Origin of the sequence: Dyella flava (genome assembly GCF_016904955.1) — a bacterium.
Taxonomy (GTDB): Bacteria; Pseudomonadota; Gammaproteobacteria; order Xanthomonadales; family Rhodanobacteraceae; genus Dyella_B; species Dyella_B flava.
In genome coordinates this window covers 151399-166133 of record NZ_JADIKE010000038.1, presented here as the reverse complement: position 1 = coordinate 166133, position 14735 = coordinate 151399, and the positions used below count along the sequence as shown (strand labels likewise).

Sequence of the window (14735 nt, the reverse complement as noted above, 5' to 3'; positions counted from 1 at the left end):
TCCCTCCTTAGCGGCCAGCCAGGGCATCAACGATATTCAGGCGCATTGCACGCCATGCGGGTACAGCACCGATGACCAGGCCGATCGTCACCATCAGACCGATACCGAGCATCCAGTTATCGAGCCCTACGTTGGGCAGATTGAGCAGGCCACCGCTGTGTTCACTTACGCCAGGAATCAGCAAGGTCGCCAAGGCAACACCGATGACCCCACCCAGCAGCAATAGCAACACCGATTCGGCCAGCACCAGCGCCAGCACCGTGCTATTGGAAAAGCCGATGGTTTTCAGCACCGCGAGTTCAGAGGTTCGCTCGCGCACCGCCTGCATCATGGTATTGCCGGTAAGCAGCAGCAGCGTGAAAAACACCGCACCCATGATGGAACCGACGATGAGCCCGATGTCGGCGAATTGCTTGACGAAAGAGGCGATCAACGCGGCTTCCGTCACCGTCCTGGTTTCGTGATCGGAATTGGCGTTGCGCGCGTCGATCGCCTTGATCACCTGATCGGCCTGATTCACATCGTTGAGGCGCACCACGTACCAGCCGACCAATCCGCCGTTATAGGGATTAGACTCATCGAAGTATTTCCAGTGCATCAGGATGAGCTTGTTCCACGCCGCGACACCTGGATCCTTGGGATGCAAGATGCCGGCGATGTTCACCACCCAGGTTTTGCTGCCGTCGCGTTGCGGAAAAATGTTCGACTGCAGCGGAATCTGGTCGCCCACCTTCCAGTTATAGGTCTTGGCCAGTTCTTCGCCGACCAGAATGCCCATGCGCGTGGTATCAAATCGCTTGCGATCTTCCGGGCTGACGTCCACCTCGGGATATTGATCGAGGTAGTTGTCGCTCACCGCAAAAGTGAATATCTGGTTGTGCGGATCCTGATAGGCGCCGCCGAACCAGTTGCCATACGCGACGGATTTCACGCCCTGCACTTGCGCAATCTCGGCCCCGAGGCTTTGCGGCAAGGGCTGGATGAATGACAGCTTGGACATCACACGCAGGCGCTCGGCGCCACCGGCGGTAGCGCCAGCCTGGTCAAATGAACTGCGTACGGCATCCAGCATGCCGAACAGCAGGAACGCGGCCATGATCGATACCAGCGTCAGGATCGTGCGTGTCTTGCGCCGAAACAGCGCCGCCCAGATGAGATGGAAATATTTCATCGCCCATCTCCTTCAAGCCGCGGTGGCTGACTGGATACGACTCGCATCGACCAAGGTGCCCTTGTCCAGATGCAACGTGTGATTGGCGTATTCCGCCGCCTTGGGATCGTGCGTCACCATCACGATGGTCTTGCCATGTTCACGATTGAGCTGGCGCAACAGGCCAAGTACCTCTTCAGCCGATTGACGATCCAGGTCGCCGGTCGGTTCGTCACAGACCAACAGGCCGGGATCGGAAACGATGGCACGCGCGATCGCCACGCGCTGCTGCTGACCACCTGACAGCTCGGCAGGCTTGTGCGAAGCCCGCTCGGCCAGGCCCACCAATTGCAAGGCGATCGACGCATTCTTGCGCCGCTGCGCAGCGGATAGCTTGGTCAACAACAGTGGCAATTCGACATTTTTCTGTGCACTCAGCGTTGGCATCAGGTTGTAGAACTGGAACACGAAGCCCACGTTCGATGCACGCCAGCGCGCCAGCGCGCCGGCGTTCAACTGATCGATGCGCTGGCCGGCAACGGTGATGCTGCCACCCGTCGGAATATCCAGACCACCGGCCAGATTAAGCAAGGTGGTCTTGCCCGAGCCGGATGGCCCCATCAAGGCAAGAAAGTCGCCTTCGGCAATGCTGAGATTGATGTGATGCAGCACCTCGACTTTCTGCTTGCCGCGCGTATAGATCTTGGAAAGATCGCGAATCTCGATCAACGTACCCATAGCTACAGCCTCCCTAGTGCATCTCTATCGCCGGCGCGTGGAATGCCGGTGCTGGTTTCATGATCAATGGGCTTGCACGCTTACGTCGGCACCGTCGTGCAGAGAATCCGGCGGTGATACCACCACATCGTCTCCCGCATTGACGGAAGCAGGCACCAGACGCATGTCGCCGTAATCCTGCGAAGATGGCTGCACGGACTGCCGATGAGCCTTGCCGTTCACGACGATAAAAACGCTGTCGCTGCCATCGCGCTGGACAATCGCCTTGGCCGGCACCAGTACGCCCTTCGGTGCCTGCATGGCAGCCGCGGGCTTGTTCTCAAGGAATGACACGCGCACGCCCATATCCGGCACGATGCGCGCATCTTTCTGTTCCATCGCCACACGCACCTTTACCGTGGCCTTGCCGCGGTCAGCCGCCGGCACGATGGCGATCACGTGCGCCGGAATCTTCCAGTCCGGATAGGCGTCGAGTACCGCTTCCGCCGGCATGTTCGGCGTGACGCGGCCGATATAAGCCTCGTTGACGTCGACATCGACTTCCAGCGAATCCATGTCCACGATGGTGCCGATGCCGGTCCGCGTGAAGCCCCCGCCCGCCGAAAACGGCGAAATGATTTCGCCAACCTGCGCATCCTTGGTGGTGATCACGCCATCGAATGGCGCATGCACCACGCAATAATCAAAGTTCACTTGCGCCTGCACCGTATTGGCATCCGCCGCAACGGCCTGCTTCTCCTGCGAAACCAGCTGTGCACGCGTGCTATCGGCCAACGTGCGCGCCTGTTCAGCCAGCTGTTTGGAAACCAGCCCCTGTTTGGCAAGTGTGTCGTCACGCGCTGCGTCGCGCAGGTTCTGGGCCAGTTGGGCCCGGTATTGATCGACCAAGGCATGCGCAGCTTTCGCCTGCGCTATCGCCGTATCGAGCGCAGCTTTGTACGCACTGTCATCCAGCCGCGCCAGCACCTGATCTTTCTTGACCCGGTCGCCTTCTTCGATCAGCACTTCCGTCAAGGTGCCGGTGATTTGCGCCGAAACGGTGGCTTGGCGACGTGCAGTGACATAACCGGTTGCTTGCAGCACGGCGCCGGTGGATGGGTCGCTACCCGCCGCGATGGCTGTTGTCGTTTGTACGGGGATGGCGCGATGCGCAAGCGACCACCATCCTCCCGCACCGATCGCCGCCACTACCAGGATGATTGCGCCAGCTATCCATACCCAGCGCCCAGGACCACCGCTGTTGTGATCCTCACGCTGATGACGCTCAATGCGCAGTTCCTTCAAGAGATCAGTGTTGCTCACACGTATGCCCCGTGGTCCCTGTTTGGTGCACGATAGTCATTCGTTGAGGGCTCTACTATGCGCGCTCATCAACACTTATCCGTGACAGCTGTCATGTCATACGACGTGCCGGCTTCGCGCGAATCGACAAACACCCTATCGTGCGTACACGCCCAAGTTCCAGGCTTTTACTTGCACAAGACTGACCCGGACGCGCCGCGGCGGCAACGACGGCGATACCTGTCACGGCATCTTCCTTGGCCAACCGGGGCGCCTAGCTGCTACCCTTCACGCCATGCGCTACGTCATCGATCCCCCCGCCATTACCAGCCTCCCCGTCATCGGCCGCGAGGAACGTTTCCCGATCCGCCGCGTGTTCTGCGTCGGGCGCAACTACGCCGAACATGCGCGTGAAATGGGTGGCACCGTGGATACCTCGATGCCGATGTTCTTCTGCAAGCCGGCCGATGCCGTGGTCACCGATGGTGCCGACCTGCCGTACCCGCAGGCCACGTCGGACCTGCACCACGAGGTCGAAATGGTGGTGGCCCTGAAGGCTGGCGGCCGCGACCTGAATGAGGCCCAGGCAACGGAGGCGATCTTCGGCTACGGCGTGGGCCTGGACCTGACCCGCCGCGATCTGCAGGCGATCGCCAAGGCCAAGAGCCATCCGTGGGATGTGGCCAAAGCCTTCGACTATTCCGCGCCGGTGTCAGCACTACGTGTGGCGAGCGAGGCGTCGCCACAGGCAGATACCGAGCTCAGCCTGCATGTGAATGGCAGCTTGCGCCAGCACGGACATCTTGGCGAGATGGTGCATAGCGTGGTGGCCATCATCAAGGCGCTGTCCACGCTGTTCGAGCTCAAGCCCGGCGACATCATTTTCACCGGCACACCGGCAGGCGTGGCAGCGCTTCAGCGCGGTGACCGATTCCACGCCGCACTACAGGGCATTGCCACGCTGGACGGCAAAGTCGTCTGAAGCACCGTCCCGCAGCAGCGACGCGAATGTGCTGCAACGAGCCAGGGCAGTGCCGGGGGCTCGATCAGGTTGTCTCTCAATAGCCGGCGAGGTGCCTTACGCCCCGCTCCTGCCGGATTGCAACTCTTTTTACTTGATTTGTTAAAGTCGACCCCGCCATCAGGCGCACTACCTTGGGGAGACAACAATGGGCATGCTGCAGGAATTCAAAGCATTTGCGATGCGTGGCAACGTGGTCGACATGGCGGTCGGTATCGTCATTGGCGGCGCGTTCGGCAAGATCGTTTCGTCGCTGGTCAGCGACATCATCATGCCGCCGATCGGCTGGATTACCGGCGGCATCGACTTCTCGGCCATGAAATGGGTGATCAGGCCCGCCGACAACAGCAATCCCGCGCACAAGATTGCAGAGATCTCCATCAATTACGGCAGCTTCGTCAACACCATCATTGCGTTTGTGATCGTCGCCTTTGCCATCTTCATTCTGATCAAGATCATCAACAAGATGCGTATCAGCACCACCGCGGCCGCGGCCACGCCGCCGGAAGTGACGTTGCTGACCGAAATTCGCGACTTGCTGAAGAACAAGCCGTAACACGCCGGCATCAGCCGGCAGCAAACGTGACTTCCGGCCTAAGCACCGCCCGGGATGCCCTCCATAATGGGGGGCACAGGGGCTCCGATCGAACTCGCAAGCGCCACCCTCTCTGTTGCATACAGACACAGGGGGACGGGTGGTGAGTGCGTAATGCGAGATGGTTGGCGGTAAAGCCCGCGCGACCCTGAGTCACCTGCGAAGAACCGGTCAGATCACCTTGGAGCCATTCATGCACCGCCCTGCCCTTACCCTGCTCACCGCCGGCCTGATGCTGGCTTATGGACTTGCTTCCGCCGCAGATGCGCCGACCACGATTCCCGCCGCCGCCGTGCAGACGGCTGAGCAATTGCGCGACAAGGCCCTGCACGATGACACTGCGTACAAGACGGTCGAAGCACTGACCACCGAAGTGGGCGAGCGCCTGGCAGGCAGCGCGAACGATGCACGTGCCCGGGAGTGGGCCATCGCCAAGTTCAAGGCCCTGGGTTTCGACAAGGTCTATACCGAGCCGGTGACGTATCCGTTGTGGGTGCGCCGCAGTGAGCACGGCGCCATCGTCGCGCCCTTCCCGCAGTCGCTGACGCTGACCGCGCTGGGCTATTCACCGGGTACGCCCAAAGGCGGCCTCACGGCCGAGGTGGTGCAGTTCCCCAGCCTGGACGCGCTCAAGGCAGCCAACCCGGCCACAGTGAAGGGCAAGATCGTCTACATCGGCTACCGCATGCACCGCACCAAGGATGGTCGCGACTACGGCATAGGCTCAAGCATCCGGATTGACGGGCCAGTCGTTGCCATGGGCAAGGGCGCGGCAGGCTTCCTGCTGCGCTCGGCGGGCACCGACGCCAATAGCCGCACACCCCACACCGGTGTGACCGGTTTTACTGATCCAGCCAAGTCGATTCCGGCGGCGGCGCTCTCCAACCCGGATGCCGACCAGTTGGAACGCGTCCTGGCCTACGGCAAACCCGTGACGGTGAAGCTGGATCTGGACTGCGGCATCGAAGGCCAATACACCGGCTACAACGTGATCGGCGATCTTGTCGGCCGCAAGCATCCGGATCAGGTAGTGGTGATCGGCGGTCATCTCGATTCCTGGGATCTGGGCACCGGTGCCATCGATGACGGCGCCGGCCTGGCGATTGCCCTGGGCGCCGCCAAACTGATTCACGACCTGCCGCAGCGCCCGGACCGCACCGTCCGTGTCATCGCGTTCGCCAACGAGGAAATGGGGCTGTGGGGCGGACGCGCCTATGCGGACAAACATGCCGCCGAGGTCGGTAAGTTCCAGCTTGGATCCGAATCCGATCTGGGCGCGGACCCGGTCTGGCAGATGAGCGCCAGCGTCAAGCCGGAGGCACGCGGTGCGATTGAACAGATCGCCAAGGTGCTTGCCCCGATTGGCGTCGCCTACGATCCCAAGCTGCCTGGCGGCGGCGGTTCGGATCTCTCCCAGATGCACCACAAGGGCATGGCGGCGCTATCGTTGGATCAGGACGCGACTTACTACTTCGACTGGCACCACACCGCCAACGACACGCTGGACAAGATCGATCCAAAAAAGCTGGCGCAGAACGTGGCCGTGTATGCGGTGTTCACCTATATGGCGGCCCAAGCCAACGGCGATTTCGGCTCGGCACCGGGCGCGTTCGCGGGCGATGGCGCGGAGGAATAAGGGTCTCTGTCAGCTCGTATCCCAAAGAAGGGCGGCCGATGGCCGCCTTTCTCGTTGATGGCGCTCAGCCCTCTTCTTTTACCTGCTCGACAGGCGCTTCCGTCGTGTCGAGGGCTTGCAGGTTTTCCTTGATGCGGGTCATCACCTCCATCGCCTGCGCCAGCTCCTCGTAGGTGACGCCGGCCGTGCATTCGCGGCGCAGCTCATAGGCGATGCGCTCCATGTCGTCGATCACCCCGCTGGCCTGCGCGGTGGTATACAGGCGCCAGGCGCGCCGGTCTTTGGGATCGGGCCTGCGTTCGACAAAACCCGCTGCCTGCAGCCGATCGATCACGCGCCCCACGGCGATCGGCTCCATTTCCAGGAATTCCGCCAGCTCCGTCTGCCGCAGACCCTCGCGGTGATACAGCATCTTGGTCGCGCGCCACTGGGCGCGGGTTAGCCCGAATTTCACGGCGCGCCGGTCAAAATGCTTGCGGAACAGCAACGTTACGTCGTTCAGCAGGTAACCAAAGGAAATGTCTTCCGTTTTTGGCATGATGCAGCACTCTGAGTGTCACCCTGTGATATGCGCCAAGCATAAGCCTAAACAGTCTTGACGGATGACCATTACTGTCGTCACTGCCGACCTCACCCGACTGGCGCTGGACGCCATCGTGAACGCGGCCAATCCTGGGCTGCTGGGCGGCGGTGGTGTCGACGGCGCCATCCATCGAGCCGCCGGCCCCGCGTTGCTGGCCGCCTGCCGCGCACTGTCCGAGGTTACGCCCGGTGTGCGCTGCCCGACCGGCGAGGCGCGCATCACACCGGGCTTCAAGCTTCCTGCCCGTTACGTGATTCATACCGTGGGGCCCATCTGGCATGGGGGACATGCAGGGGAAGCGGCGTTGCTGGCCAGTTGCTATCGCGCGTGCATTGCACTGGCCGTTGCACACGATCTGCAAGGCATTGGCTTCCCCGCGATCAGCTGCGGCGTGTACGGTTACCCGCCGGAGCAGGCGGCCAGCGTGGCGATCACCGCCTTACGCGATGTACCGGCTGCACATCCTGCGCTGGACGTGCAGCTTTGCTGTTTCGACCAGCGGATGGCGGCCATCTGGCAACACGCGCTCAATCAAGCTTGAAAGGATAAAGCGGCGGCAATGGTGAATCCTGATCCGGCTGGTCTTCATGCCGCCAGGCAAACCCTTGCGCGAATACGGCAGACAAATCCATCGCTTCATCCGCGCCGGCACCCGCATATTGCAGCCGCTGCAATTGGTCGATCGCCGCACGCTGCTGTTCGGATGCCAACGCTTCCGACAACTGTCCAAGATTCTGCAAACCAGGTCGCTCACTGCGCGCCCAAGCCAGCAGACGCCGCGCCTGCGCTGCGCGATCCTTGCCACGCGCCGCCTCCATGAAGGCGTGACGCGACGTACGCGTGGAATCATGGGTTGCAGGTTTTGCGGAGGACACTTCGGGTAACGCAGGCTTGCTTCGGCGCCACCACCAGAACATCGCCGCACTGAGCAGCCACAAACCGAGGCTACCTATCGCAATCCAGCGCCAGAGCGTTGATGGTGTGGCAGACGAGGGGATCGAGCCAGCATTCGGTATCGCAACAGCGCTACTTGCCGTGCTTGGCGAAGTCCCCGGCATTGCGGTCTGCATTGCAGAAGATGGTGTCGCCGGTGCACCAGCCGCTGCCTGAAACACGGTCAAGGTATGCGCAGGAATGGTGGTGACTTGTTTCTGCCCCGTTTGCGTGTTGAACCAGGTCAAGCTGATCGCCGGAATGGTCAGCGATCCTGCATGTTGCGGAAAGATCGCAAAACTGCGCTCGCGATGCCCGGTCAGCCATTGGCCGTCATCATGCGTGGTGTCCGTGGATTGATCGGGGTAGACCGTTGCGCCGTCGATCGCAGGAAGGCTCAGCTGCGGCAACGCATCGGCGGGCAGGCCCTGCGCATCCACACTCATATGCAGATTGATGGGCTGGCCGATCTGAGCCTTGTCGTCTCCCGGCAGGCCTTCCAGCTTGAGCGTAAGCGCACGCGCAGGCAGCCATGTCGTCGCACCCCAATCAGCCGGCGCAGTTTGCACATTCACGCTGACCGGCGAGGAATCGGCAGTCACCGGCGAGGTGTTTCCGAACAGCCCACTTTGGCCAAAATAACTGCCCGGATCATTCGGGTTGGCCGGATCAACCGCTTCGCCCTGGAACTCGATCGAGGGAATCGTCAGCGTGCCGGCATGTTGCGGGATCAGCGCGTAGCGTCTTTCGATAACGTGATAGCGACGACCGTTGCGGACCGACTCGTAATCGGTATCGCCACCGAGCTTGCGTACATCCGTACCGTCGGGATGCGGATCGGGCAAGCTGCCGCTATTGAGGTCGACATCAAAGAACAAGCGCACGGTATAGAGCAGCTGCTGACCGGCATAGACGTGATCCGGACTGGCCGTCGTTTCAATGAAGATATCTTTGTGTGTATCCGCATCGGCGGAACTGTCCGGCGGACCGACATGCAAGGTCAACGGCGATGTCTGGCTACCTGCCACTGTCAGCGATGGTATCTGCAGATCGCCGGTGTGCTTGGGGCGCAAGGCAATGCCAATGATCAACTCGGCGCTTTGGCGCCCATTGATGACACTGAGCGTGCTGTTGGTGGAACTGCCCAGCACCTCAAAATCGTTATCTAGCGCACTGAGATCCGGGGTGTCGGCATTCATGCTGCCGTCAATGCGCAGATTCAGCGTTACGGTTTCGCCAAGGTGCACATCATTGCGATCCAGTGATGCCTGCACGCTGGCCGCCATTGCACTGATGGGCAGCAGCAGGCAGAGCAAGAATAGCCAGCGATAGCTCATTGCTGATCTCCCACATCCGGCTGTGCGCCCATGCGCTCCCGGTATTCCAGTTCGAACTTTCGACGCAGCAGGGCACCGGGGTCATCCGGTACGCGTTCCAGATCACGGCGAACGTCATTGGGAAGTTTGGACAGCGGATCGTCACTGTCTACGGCGCCAAGTTCGTGTGTCCGTGGTGCTGGTTTGGTCGTGGATTTTGCCTGGGCAAGGGCCTGATTCATCTGCTGCTGCAAGCCCTGCTGTGCCTTTTGAGCCTGAGTGCGTTCACTGGACGATGCCGGAGCAGGGTTCTGTCTGGATACATCCTGAGATGGGGAAGACTGGTTGCCTTGCTGCGTATCCTGGCCTTGTTGCTTATCGCCCTGCTGCATCGCCTGCGATGCATTCGCATTGTTTTGCTGCTGGCGATCCTGCTGTTGACCGTTCTGGCCTTGGCCTTGCTGGTTCTGGCCGTTTGGATTCTGGCTACCCTGTTGTCCGCTGCGTTGTTGCTGGTCAGATGCGTTGTTGCTCTGCGGCTGGCCACTGTCACCTTGCGACTGCCCAGAGCTGCCATTCTGGCCACCTTGCTTATTCTGGCTACCCTGCCCGCTACCTGATTTCTGCTGTTGTTGCGAGGAACCATTCTGCGGCGGCTTGCGCATAGCCTCTTCTACAGCCTTGCGATTCGCGCGCGCATCATCATCATGCGGATCGAGCTTCAACGCCTGATCGTAAGCCTTGATCGCATCGGGGTAGCGGCCCAGCCTGGCAAGCGCATTGCCGAGGTTGTATTGCGCGTCCGCACCTTTAGCCTGTTCAAGTGATTGCACAGCCGCAGCGTAATCCTTGGCACGATAGGCTGCGGCGCCCCGCAATGCGGGATCCTCCGCCAACTGTTGCGCCTTGCCGGCGTTGCCTTGCTTCAACGCGCTTGCTGCTTGCTGGTCGGGACGCCGCCACCAATCCTGCCAGGTCGTCGCTTTTGCCGTAACCGGCCACAACGGTAGCAAAACCAGCGGCAGCATCAGCACCCATCCGCGCCGAAACGCCATGGCTGCAACCAGCAACAGTGGCAACAACAACCACGGACCACGATCCTGCCACGCATCGCCGCTCTGTCCCTGGACGAGTGAAGCATGTCCCACCGGCTTCAATGAAGCATGCAATGCAGCGATATCGCTGCCACTCTCACTCATCGGGACATAAATACCGCCTCCAGCCCGAGCCAACGCGCGCAGGTCTTCGTCATTTCGCCTCGCAACGACCAGATTGCCCTGGTCGTCATGCATGAAACTACCGTCTGCCTGGGGCACCGGCGCGCCCTGCTCCGTGCCGATGCCCAGCACGGAAACATGGACGCCGGCGGCCAGCGCCTTGCGTGCGGCAGCCTGCGCGTCGGTATCGGCGTCATCGGTGATGAGCACCAGGGAGCCAGCGCCGACCTTGGCACTCTGGATGAGTTGCACACCCTGCTCGATAGCCTGCGCCGCGTTGTCGCCATCCACCGGCATGACGTCCGGCCCCATCGCATTGAGCAGATCATCCAGACTATGTGCATCGCTGGTCAGTGGCGCAACGACAAACGACTGGCCGGCATAACCGATCAATGCATTCAAGCCATCCTTGTTCGACGCGAGCAGATCACGTGCTTTGTAACGCACTCGATCCATGCGGTTTGGCTGCACATCGCGTGTCTGCATGTGCTGCGATAGCGAGATGGCGACAACCTGTACAGCACGATCGGCATAGAGCGGCTCGGCAATACGGCTCCAGGTAGGCCCCGACAAGGCCAGCACCCCCAGTGTCCAACCTAGCGCAAATAAACCCGACGGCCATGGCGCGTGCTTTTCAGAACCACTCAGCAGATGCGGCAGCAATTCCGGATCGGCGAGACGGCTGAGTTCGCGCTGTGAGGCGTTGCTGCGCGAACCGAACCATAACAGCACGGGCAAGGCCAGCAGACCGAATAACCACCACGGCTGTAGAAAATGAAATTGATGCAGGGCGTCGCTCATGCACCGACTCCCCGCAGACGTGGCCACAACATACCGAACAACAGACACAGCGCTGCAGCGATCAACGGCGTCCGAAATAGCTCATGTCGCAAGCGCAGGCTTGGGCCGTGCTGCGGCATCGGCTCCAGCGCATCAATGGCCCGATAGGCATCGGCGAGCTGGTTACCGTCTGTGGCTCGATAAAATTGCCCGCCGGTTTCATGCGCAATATAGGTCAGCATGTCAACGTCGAGATCGGCCGAGGGATTGATCACGCTATCGCCGAACAATCCCGGCACCGTCATGCGAGTGGCACCGATGCCGATGGTGTAGATGCGTACACCGGCTGCTTTCGCGGCTCTGGCGGCATCCTGCGGCGAGATGCTGCCGGAGTTGTTGACACCGTCGGTCAATAAGATCAGCACACGGGCTTGTTCCGGCAACGCGGCCAGGCGCTTGGTCGCTACGGCAATCGCATCGCCAATGGCGGTTTCGGTACCGGGCAGCCCGATGGCGGCGCTCTGCAACTGGGCGCGCACCGCATCCAGGTCATACGTGATCGGCGTAACAAGATAAGCATGCGTGCCAAAGAGCACCAATCCGAGTTCGTCACCCCTGCGGCGCGAGATGAAGTCCCCGGCAATTGCCTCCACCGCACCGAAGCGACTGAGCTGCTGGCCACCCAGCTGCATGTCGGGTGTTTGCATGCTGCCGGACAGATCGACTGCGAGCATCATCGCGCGGCCACTATGTTGTTGCGCCTGCGGTGGACCTAGCGTCTGCGGCCTTGCGGCCGCAACGAGCAGGCACAGCCAGCCCAGCGCCAATAGCCAGGAGCCTGAGCTACGTGTCGCGGCGCGATCACCGCCACTCCAAACCAGTGAAGCGTGGGGCAAGTGCAACGCCTGCGCCGGCGACGCGGGTTTTAGCGCGCCCCATACCAGCCAGGGCAATGGCAGCAGCACGAACACCCAAGGCCAGGCAAACTCAGGCATGCCCGACCTCCGTGATTCTGGCATGCCGTAACGCCGCATCCAGCCAATATTGCGCTGCCGCCTGCACGCGTTGACGATCGAAGTCTGCATGCGGTTGATACATGCGCGCGTCCAGGCTCATCAACGCATCCAGCGTTGCGTCATCCACGGGAATACGTGCCAGCACCTGCCGCCAGCGATCACCCTGTGTGAGATGCGCGTCGGCGGCGTAACGGCGCGCGGCGCGCCGCAGAAGTTGATGCAGGGATGCCGCGTAAGCGGTGTCATCGTCGGGATGGCGTCCTGCCAATTGCTCGATTTCAGCAAGTATTCGTTGGCGGGCCATGCGCTTCTTTTGCGAGCTTTGATAGAACAGCCATGCCAGGATCACGATCAAGCACACTGTACCGAAAAGCACCCACCACCCCGGGGCTGGTGGCCACCAGGACGGCGCAGGAGGCATGTGAATATCACGCAAGGTCAGGCCGTCTTCCGGCTCGGGAAATGACCCGCTCATCGCCTTTTGCCTCCGTCACGCAGCAGTGCTGTGACGGCATCCATGGGATCACTCGCGGTATCGATGATGCGGGAGGGGACACCAAGCGACTGCGCCGTGGCAACCAATCGGACCTGTCCCGCCCCCAGACTCTTTTGGAACGACTCACGCTGACGTGCCGATTCCAGCACCATCGTGCGCCGCTGGCCTTCGTGTTCGATGGGGTAATGCCCGGCCGGCACCGCGGTCAGCTCAAGTGCATCGGCCACCACCAGCAACCGCACCGCCGTATGCCGCATCATTTCCAGCAGACGATGCCGCGCCAGCTCATCGCTACACTGACCATCACTGATCAACAGCACGCGGTTTGCACCATGTTGAAACTTGATGACATGCTGCAGCACCTGCGAAAGCGGCTCGCGATGATCGGACACGAATGTGTCGCCCTTGGCCAGGGCGCCACACACGTCCAATGCACCATGCAAACCGGCACGCGGACGTTGTAAATGTGTATATCCGCCAAATTGCATCAAGCCAACGCGCTCGCCTGCGCGCACGGCATACCATGCAGCCAGCGCTGCTGCCTTTGCCGCCTGAACGGACTTGAAGCGAACCCGCGTTCCGAAATGCATGCTCGCATGCCGATCGAGAAGGATCAGCAGTTGTCCTTCGCGTTCCTCCTGGAACAATTTGGTATGCAAGCGACCACTACGGGCTGTCAGGCGCCAATCGAGACGGCGCACATCGTCGCCAGGCTGATACGCTCGCGATTCGGCGTAATCCATGCCGCGGCCATATAAACGACTGGACTGAATGCCGACCCGTGTCGCGCGACTGTCTTGCGGCGGCAAGCGCAAGCGTGCGACGCGACTGCGCAAGGCAATCAGCTCCGCCAGTGATACTCGTACACGGCCATCACCATCCAACTGATTCGAGGCCACAGCGTTCACGGCAGCGGCACAAGGTCCAGCAATCGATGAATAACCTTGTCACTGCGTATGCCTTCGGCTTCCGCTTCGTAACTCAGCAACACGCGATGACGCAGCACTTCGTACACAACGGCGTGAACATCTTCTGGCAGCACAAAATCGCGACCGCTCAACCAGGCGTGAGCACGGGCACAGCGATCAAGCGCAATCGTGGCGCGCGGGCTTGCGCCCCAGGCGATCCAGCGCTTCAGCTCAGGACCATAGCGTCCTGCATCGCGCGTTGCCAACACCAGTTGCGCCAAATATTGCTCCAGCGCAGGTGCCATGTGTACAGCCAAGGCTGCTTCGCGACCCGCAAAAACGTCCTGCTGCGTGACGACGGACAGTACGTGCGCGGGTTGATGCGCTGGCCTGGTGGCTTGTTCACGAGCCAAGCGCAAGATGGCCAACTCCGATGCAGCATCCGGATAACCGATCGTCACATGCATGACGAAGCGGTCGAGCTGTGCCTCCGGCAGGGCAAAGGTGCCCTCTTGCTCGATCGGATTCTGCGTCGCCATCACCATGAAAAGCTCGGGCAAGCGCCAGGTGCTTCGCCCCACGGTAATCTGCCGTTCGGCCATCGCTTCGAGCAGCGCCGACTGTACTTTTGCCGGTGCACGGTTGATTTCGTCGGCAAGGACAATGTTGTGGAACAACGGTCCACGCTCGAACTCGAAGCTGCCCGATTGAGGCCGGAATACGTCGGTACCAGTGAGATCGGCCGGCAACAGGTCGGGCGTAAATTGCACGCGATGGAAATCGGCTTCGATACGCCCAGCCAGCGCCTTGACGGCGGTGGTTTTGGCCAGCCCGGGCGCTCCTTCGACTAGCAGGTGGCCATCGGCCAGCAGGGCGATCAGCAAGCAATCGATAAGTCGAGGCTGGCCGATGATTTGGCGCTGGAGATCATCGCGGAGTCGTGAAAAGGCTTGTTGCAGACGCCCGGGAGTGGGGACTTGGGGCATATCCATCCGAATATCCTGTACTGCTTCGTGCCGGCTCAGACCGCGGACGCGCGGGAAAGTTTGCCGGGAATGATCTTTT

The 14735-nt window shown here is 61.1% G+C and carries 14 protein-coding genes; 4 read left to right on the top strand and 10 right to left on the bottom strand.

Annotation, left to right across the window (positions count from 1 at the left end; translation table 11 throughout):
• Positions 1 to 7: 7 nt before the first annotated feature.
• The 3 genes from ISP19_RS16440 to ISP19_RS16430 form a co-directional block, all read right to left on the bottom strand.
• Complete coding sequence (locus tag ISP19_RS16440) at positions 8 to 1171, bottom strand: ABC transporter permease (RefSeq protein ID WP_204683505.1); 1164 nt, start codon at positions 1169 to 1171, stop codon at positions 8 to 10.
• 12 nt (positions 1172 to 1183) lie between these two features.
• The gene (locus ISP19_RS16435) at positions 1184 to 1888 is read right to left on the bottom strand and encodes an ABC transporter ATP-binding protein (RefSeq protein WP_204683504.1); all 705 of its coding nucleotides are present in this window, start codon (positions 1886 to 1888) and stop codon (positions 1184 to 1186) included.
• A gap of 63 nt (positions 1889 to 1951) precedes the next feature.
• On the bottom strand, positions 1952 to 3190 hold the full coding sequence (locus ISP19_RS16430) for an efflux RND transporter periplasmic adaptor subunit (RefSeq protein WP_204683503.1): 1239 nt from the start codon (positions 3188 to 3190) through the stop codon (positions 1952 to 1954).
• 274 nt (positions 3191 to 3464) lie between these two features.
• Between ISP19_RS16430 and ISP19_RS16425 the strand changes: the two genes are divergently transcribed.
• The 3 genes from ISP19_RS16425 (at position 3465) to ISP19_RS16415 (ending at position 6421) form a co-directional block, all read left to right on the top strand.
• On the top strand, positions 3465 to 4151 hold the full coding sequence (locus ISP19_RS16425) for a fumarylacetoacetate hydrolase family protein (protein ID WP_204683502.1): 687 nt from the start codon (positions 3465 to 3467) through the stop codon (positions 4149 to 4151).
• A 187-nt stretch (positions 4152 to 4338) separates the two neighbouring features.
• The gene (gene mscL, locus ISP19_RS16420; protein ID WP_204683501.1) at positions 4339 to 4746 is read left to right on the top strand and encodes a large-conductance mechanosensitive channel protein MscL; all 408 of its coding nucleotides are present in this window, start codon (positions 4339 to 4341) and stop codon (positions 4744 to 4746) included.
• A 232-nt stretch (positions 4747 to 4978) separates the two neighbouring features.
• Entirely contained in the window at positions 4979 to 6421 is a 1443-nt protein-coding gene (locus tag ISP19_RS16415; RefSeq protein ID WP_204683500.1) for a M20/M25/M40 family metallo-hydrolase, read from the top strand.
• Between the two features lie 64 nt (positions 6422 to 6485).
• On the opposite strand, the gene ISP19_RS16410 is transcribed toward ISP19_RS16415, so the two are convergent.
• Positions 6486 to 6959, bottom strand: coding sequence for a MarR family winged helix-turn-helix transcriptional regulator (locus tag ISP19_RS16410; RefSeq protein WP_204683499.1), 474 nt, complete (start codon positions 6957 to 6959; stop codon positions 6486 to 6488).
• A gap of 64 nt (positions 6960 to 7023) precedes the next feature.
• On the opposite strand from ISP19_RS16410, the gene ISP19_RS16405 reads away from it, so the two are divergent.
• Positions 7024 to 7545, top strand: a complete 522-nt coding sequence (locus tag ISP19_RS16405) for an O-acetyl-ADP-ribose deacetylase (protein WP_204683498.1) — start codon at positions 7024 to 7026, stop codon at positions 7543 to 7545.
• On the opposite strand, the gene ISP19_RS16400 is transcribed toward ISP19_RS16405, so the two are convergent.
• From ISP19_RS16400 to ISP19_RS16375, 6 genes are read right to left on the bottom strand one after another with little or no spacing between them, the layout of a single operon-like run.
• Positions 7532 to 9274: a BatD family protein gene (locus ISP19_RS16400; RefSeq protein ID WP_204683497.1), complete on the bottom strand. Its 1743-nt coding sequence runs from the start codon at positions 9272 to 9274 to the stop codon at positions 7532 to 7534. The two genes, ISP19_RS16405 and ISP19_RS16400, sit on opposite strands and share 14 nt — an antisense overlap.
• Positions 9271 to 11271 carry a tetratricopeptide repeat protein gene (locus ISP19_RS16395; protein WP_204683496.1) on the bottom strand — a complete coding sequence of 667 codons (2001 nt, stop codon included), beginning with the start codon at positions 11269 to 11271 and terminating at the stop codon, positions 9271 to 9273. Before ISP19_RS16395 ends, ISP19_RS16400 begins: the two co-directional genes overlap by 4 nt.
• On the bottom strand, positions 11268 to 12245 hold the full coding sequence (locus ISP19_RS16390; protein WP_204683495.1) for a VWA domain-containing protein: 978 nt from the start codon (positions 12243 to 12245) through the stop codon (positions 11268 to 11270). Before ISP19_RS16390 ends, ISP19_RS16395 begins: the two co-directional genes overlap by 4 nt.
• A complete protein-coding gene (locus tag ISP19_RS16385; RefSeq protein WP_204683494.1) occupies positions 12238 to 12741 on the bottom strand; it encodes a DUF4381 domain-containing protein in 504 nt (167 codons plus the stop codon). The genes ISP19_RS16390 and ISP19_RS16385 overlap by 8 nt, the downstream gene beginning before the upstream one ends.
• The gene (locus ISP19_RS16380) at positions 12738 to 13670 is read right to left on the bottom strand and encodes a DUF58 domain-containing protein (RefSeq protein WP_204683493.1); all 933 of its coding nucleotides are present in this window, start codon (positions 13668 to 13670) and stop codon (positions 12738 to 12740) included. Before ISP19_RS16380 ends, ISP19_RS16385 begins: the two co-directional genes overlap by 4 nt.
• Positions 13667 to 14662 (bottom strand): AAA family ATPase, encoded by a 996-nt coding sequence (locus tag ISP19_RS16375; RefSeq protein ID WP_204683492.1) that lies wholly within the window; start codon positions 14660 to 14662, stop codon positions 13667 to 13669. Before ISP19_RS16375 ends, ISP19_RS16380 begins: the two co-directional genes overlap by 4 nt.
• Positions 14663 to 14735: the final 73 nt, after the last annotated feature.

What these genes read in the sequence shown, in the direction of transcription:
- ISP19_RS16405 (WP_204683498.1), top strand. Translation starts at nt 7,024, where the DNA reads ATGACCATTACTGTCGTCACTGCCGACCTCACCCGACTGGCGCTGGAC.
- mscL (WP_204683501.1), top strand. Translation starts at nt 4,339, where the DNA reads ATGGGCATGCTGCAGGAATTCAAAGCATTTGCGATGCGTGGCAACGTG.
- ISP19_RS16415 (WP_204683500.1), top strand. Translation starts at nt 4,979, where the DNA reads ATGCACCGCCCTGCCCTTACCCTGCTCACCGCCGGCCTGATGCTGGCT.
- ISP19_RS16375 (WP_204683492.1), bottom strand. Translation starts at nt 14,662, where the DNA reads ATGGATATGCCCCAAGTCCCCACTCCCGGGCGTCTGCAACAAGCCTTT.
- ISP19_RS16395 (WP_204683496.1), bottom strand. Translation starts at nt 11,271, where the DNA reads ATGAGCGACGCCCTGCATCAATTTCATTTTCTACAGCCGTGGTGGTTA.
- ISP19_RS16425 (WP_204683502.1), top strand. Translation starts at nt 3,465, where the DNA reads ATGCGCTACGTCATCGATCCCCCCGCCATTACCAGCCTCCCCGTCATC.
- ISP19_RS16435 (WP_204683504.1), bottom strand. Translation starts at nt 1,888, where the DNA reads ATGGGTACGTTGATCGAGATTCGCGATCTTTCCAAGATCTATACGCGC.
- ISP19_RS16410 (WP_204683499.1), bottom strand. Translation starts at nt 6,959, where the DNA reads ATGCCAAAAACGGAAGACATTTCCTTTGGTTACCTGCTGAACGACGTA.
- ISP19_RS16440 (WP_204683505.1), bottom strand. Translation starts at nt 1,171, where the DNA reads ATGAAATATTTCCATCTCATCTGGGCGGCGCTGTTTCGGCGCAAGACA.
- ISP19_RS16390 (WP_204683495.1), bottom strand. Translation starts at nt 12,245, where the DNA reads ATGCCTGAGTTTGCCTGGCCTTGGGTGTTCGTGCTGCTGCCATTGCCC.
- ISP19_RS16385 (WP_204683494.1), bottom strand. Translation starts at nt 12,741, where the DNA reads ATGAGCGGGTCATTTCCCGAGCCGGAAGACGGCCTGACCTTGCGTGAT.
- ISP19_RS16400 (WP_204683497.1), bottom strand. Translation starts at nt 9,274, where the DNA reads ATGAGCTATCGCTGGCTATTCTTGCTCTGCCTGCTGCTGCCCATCAGT.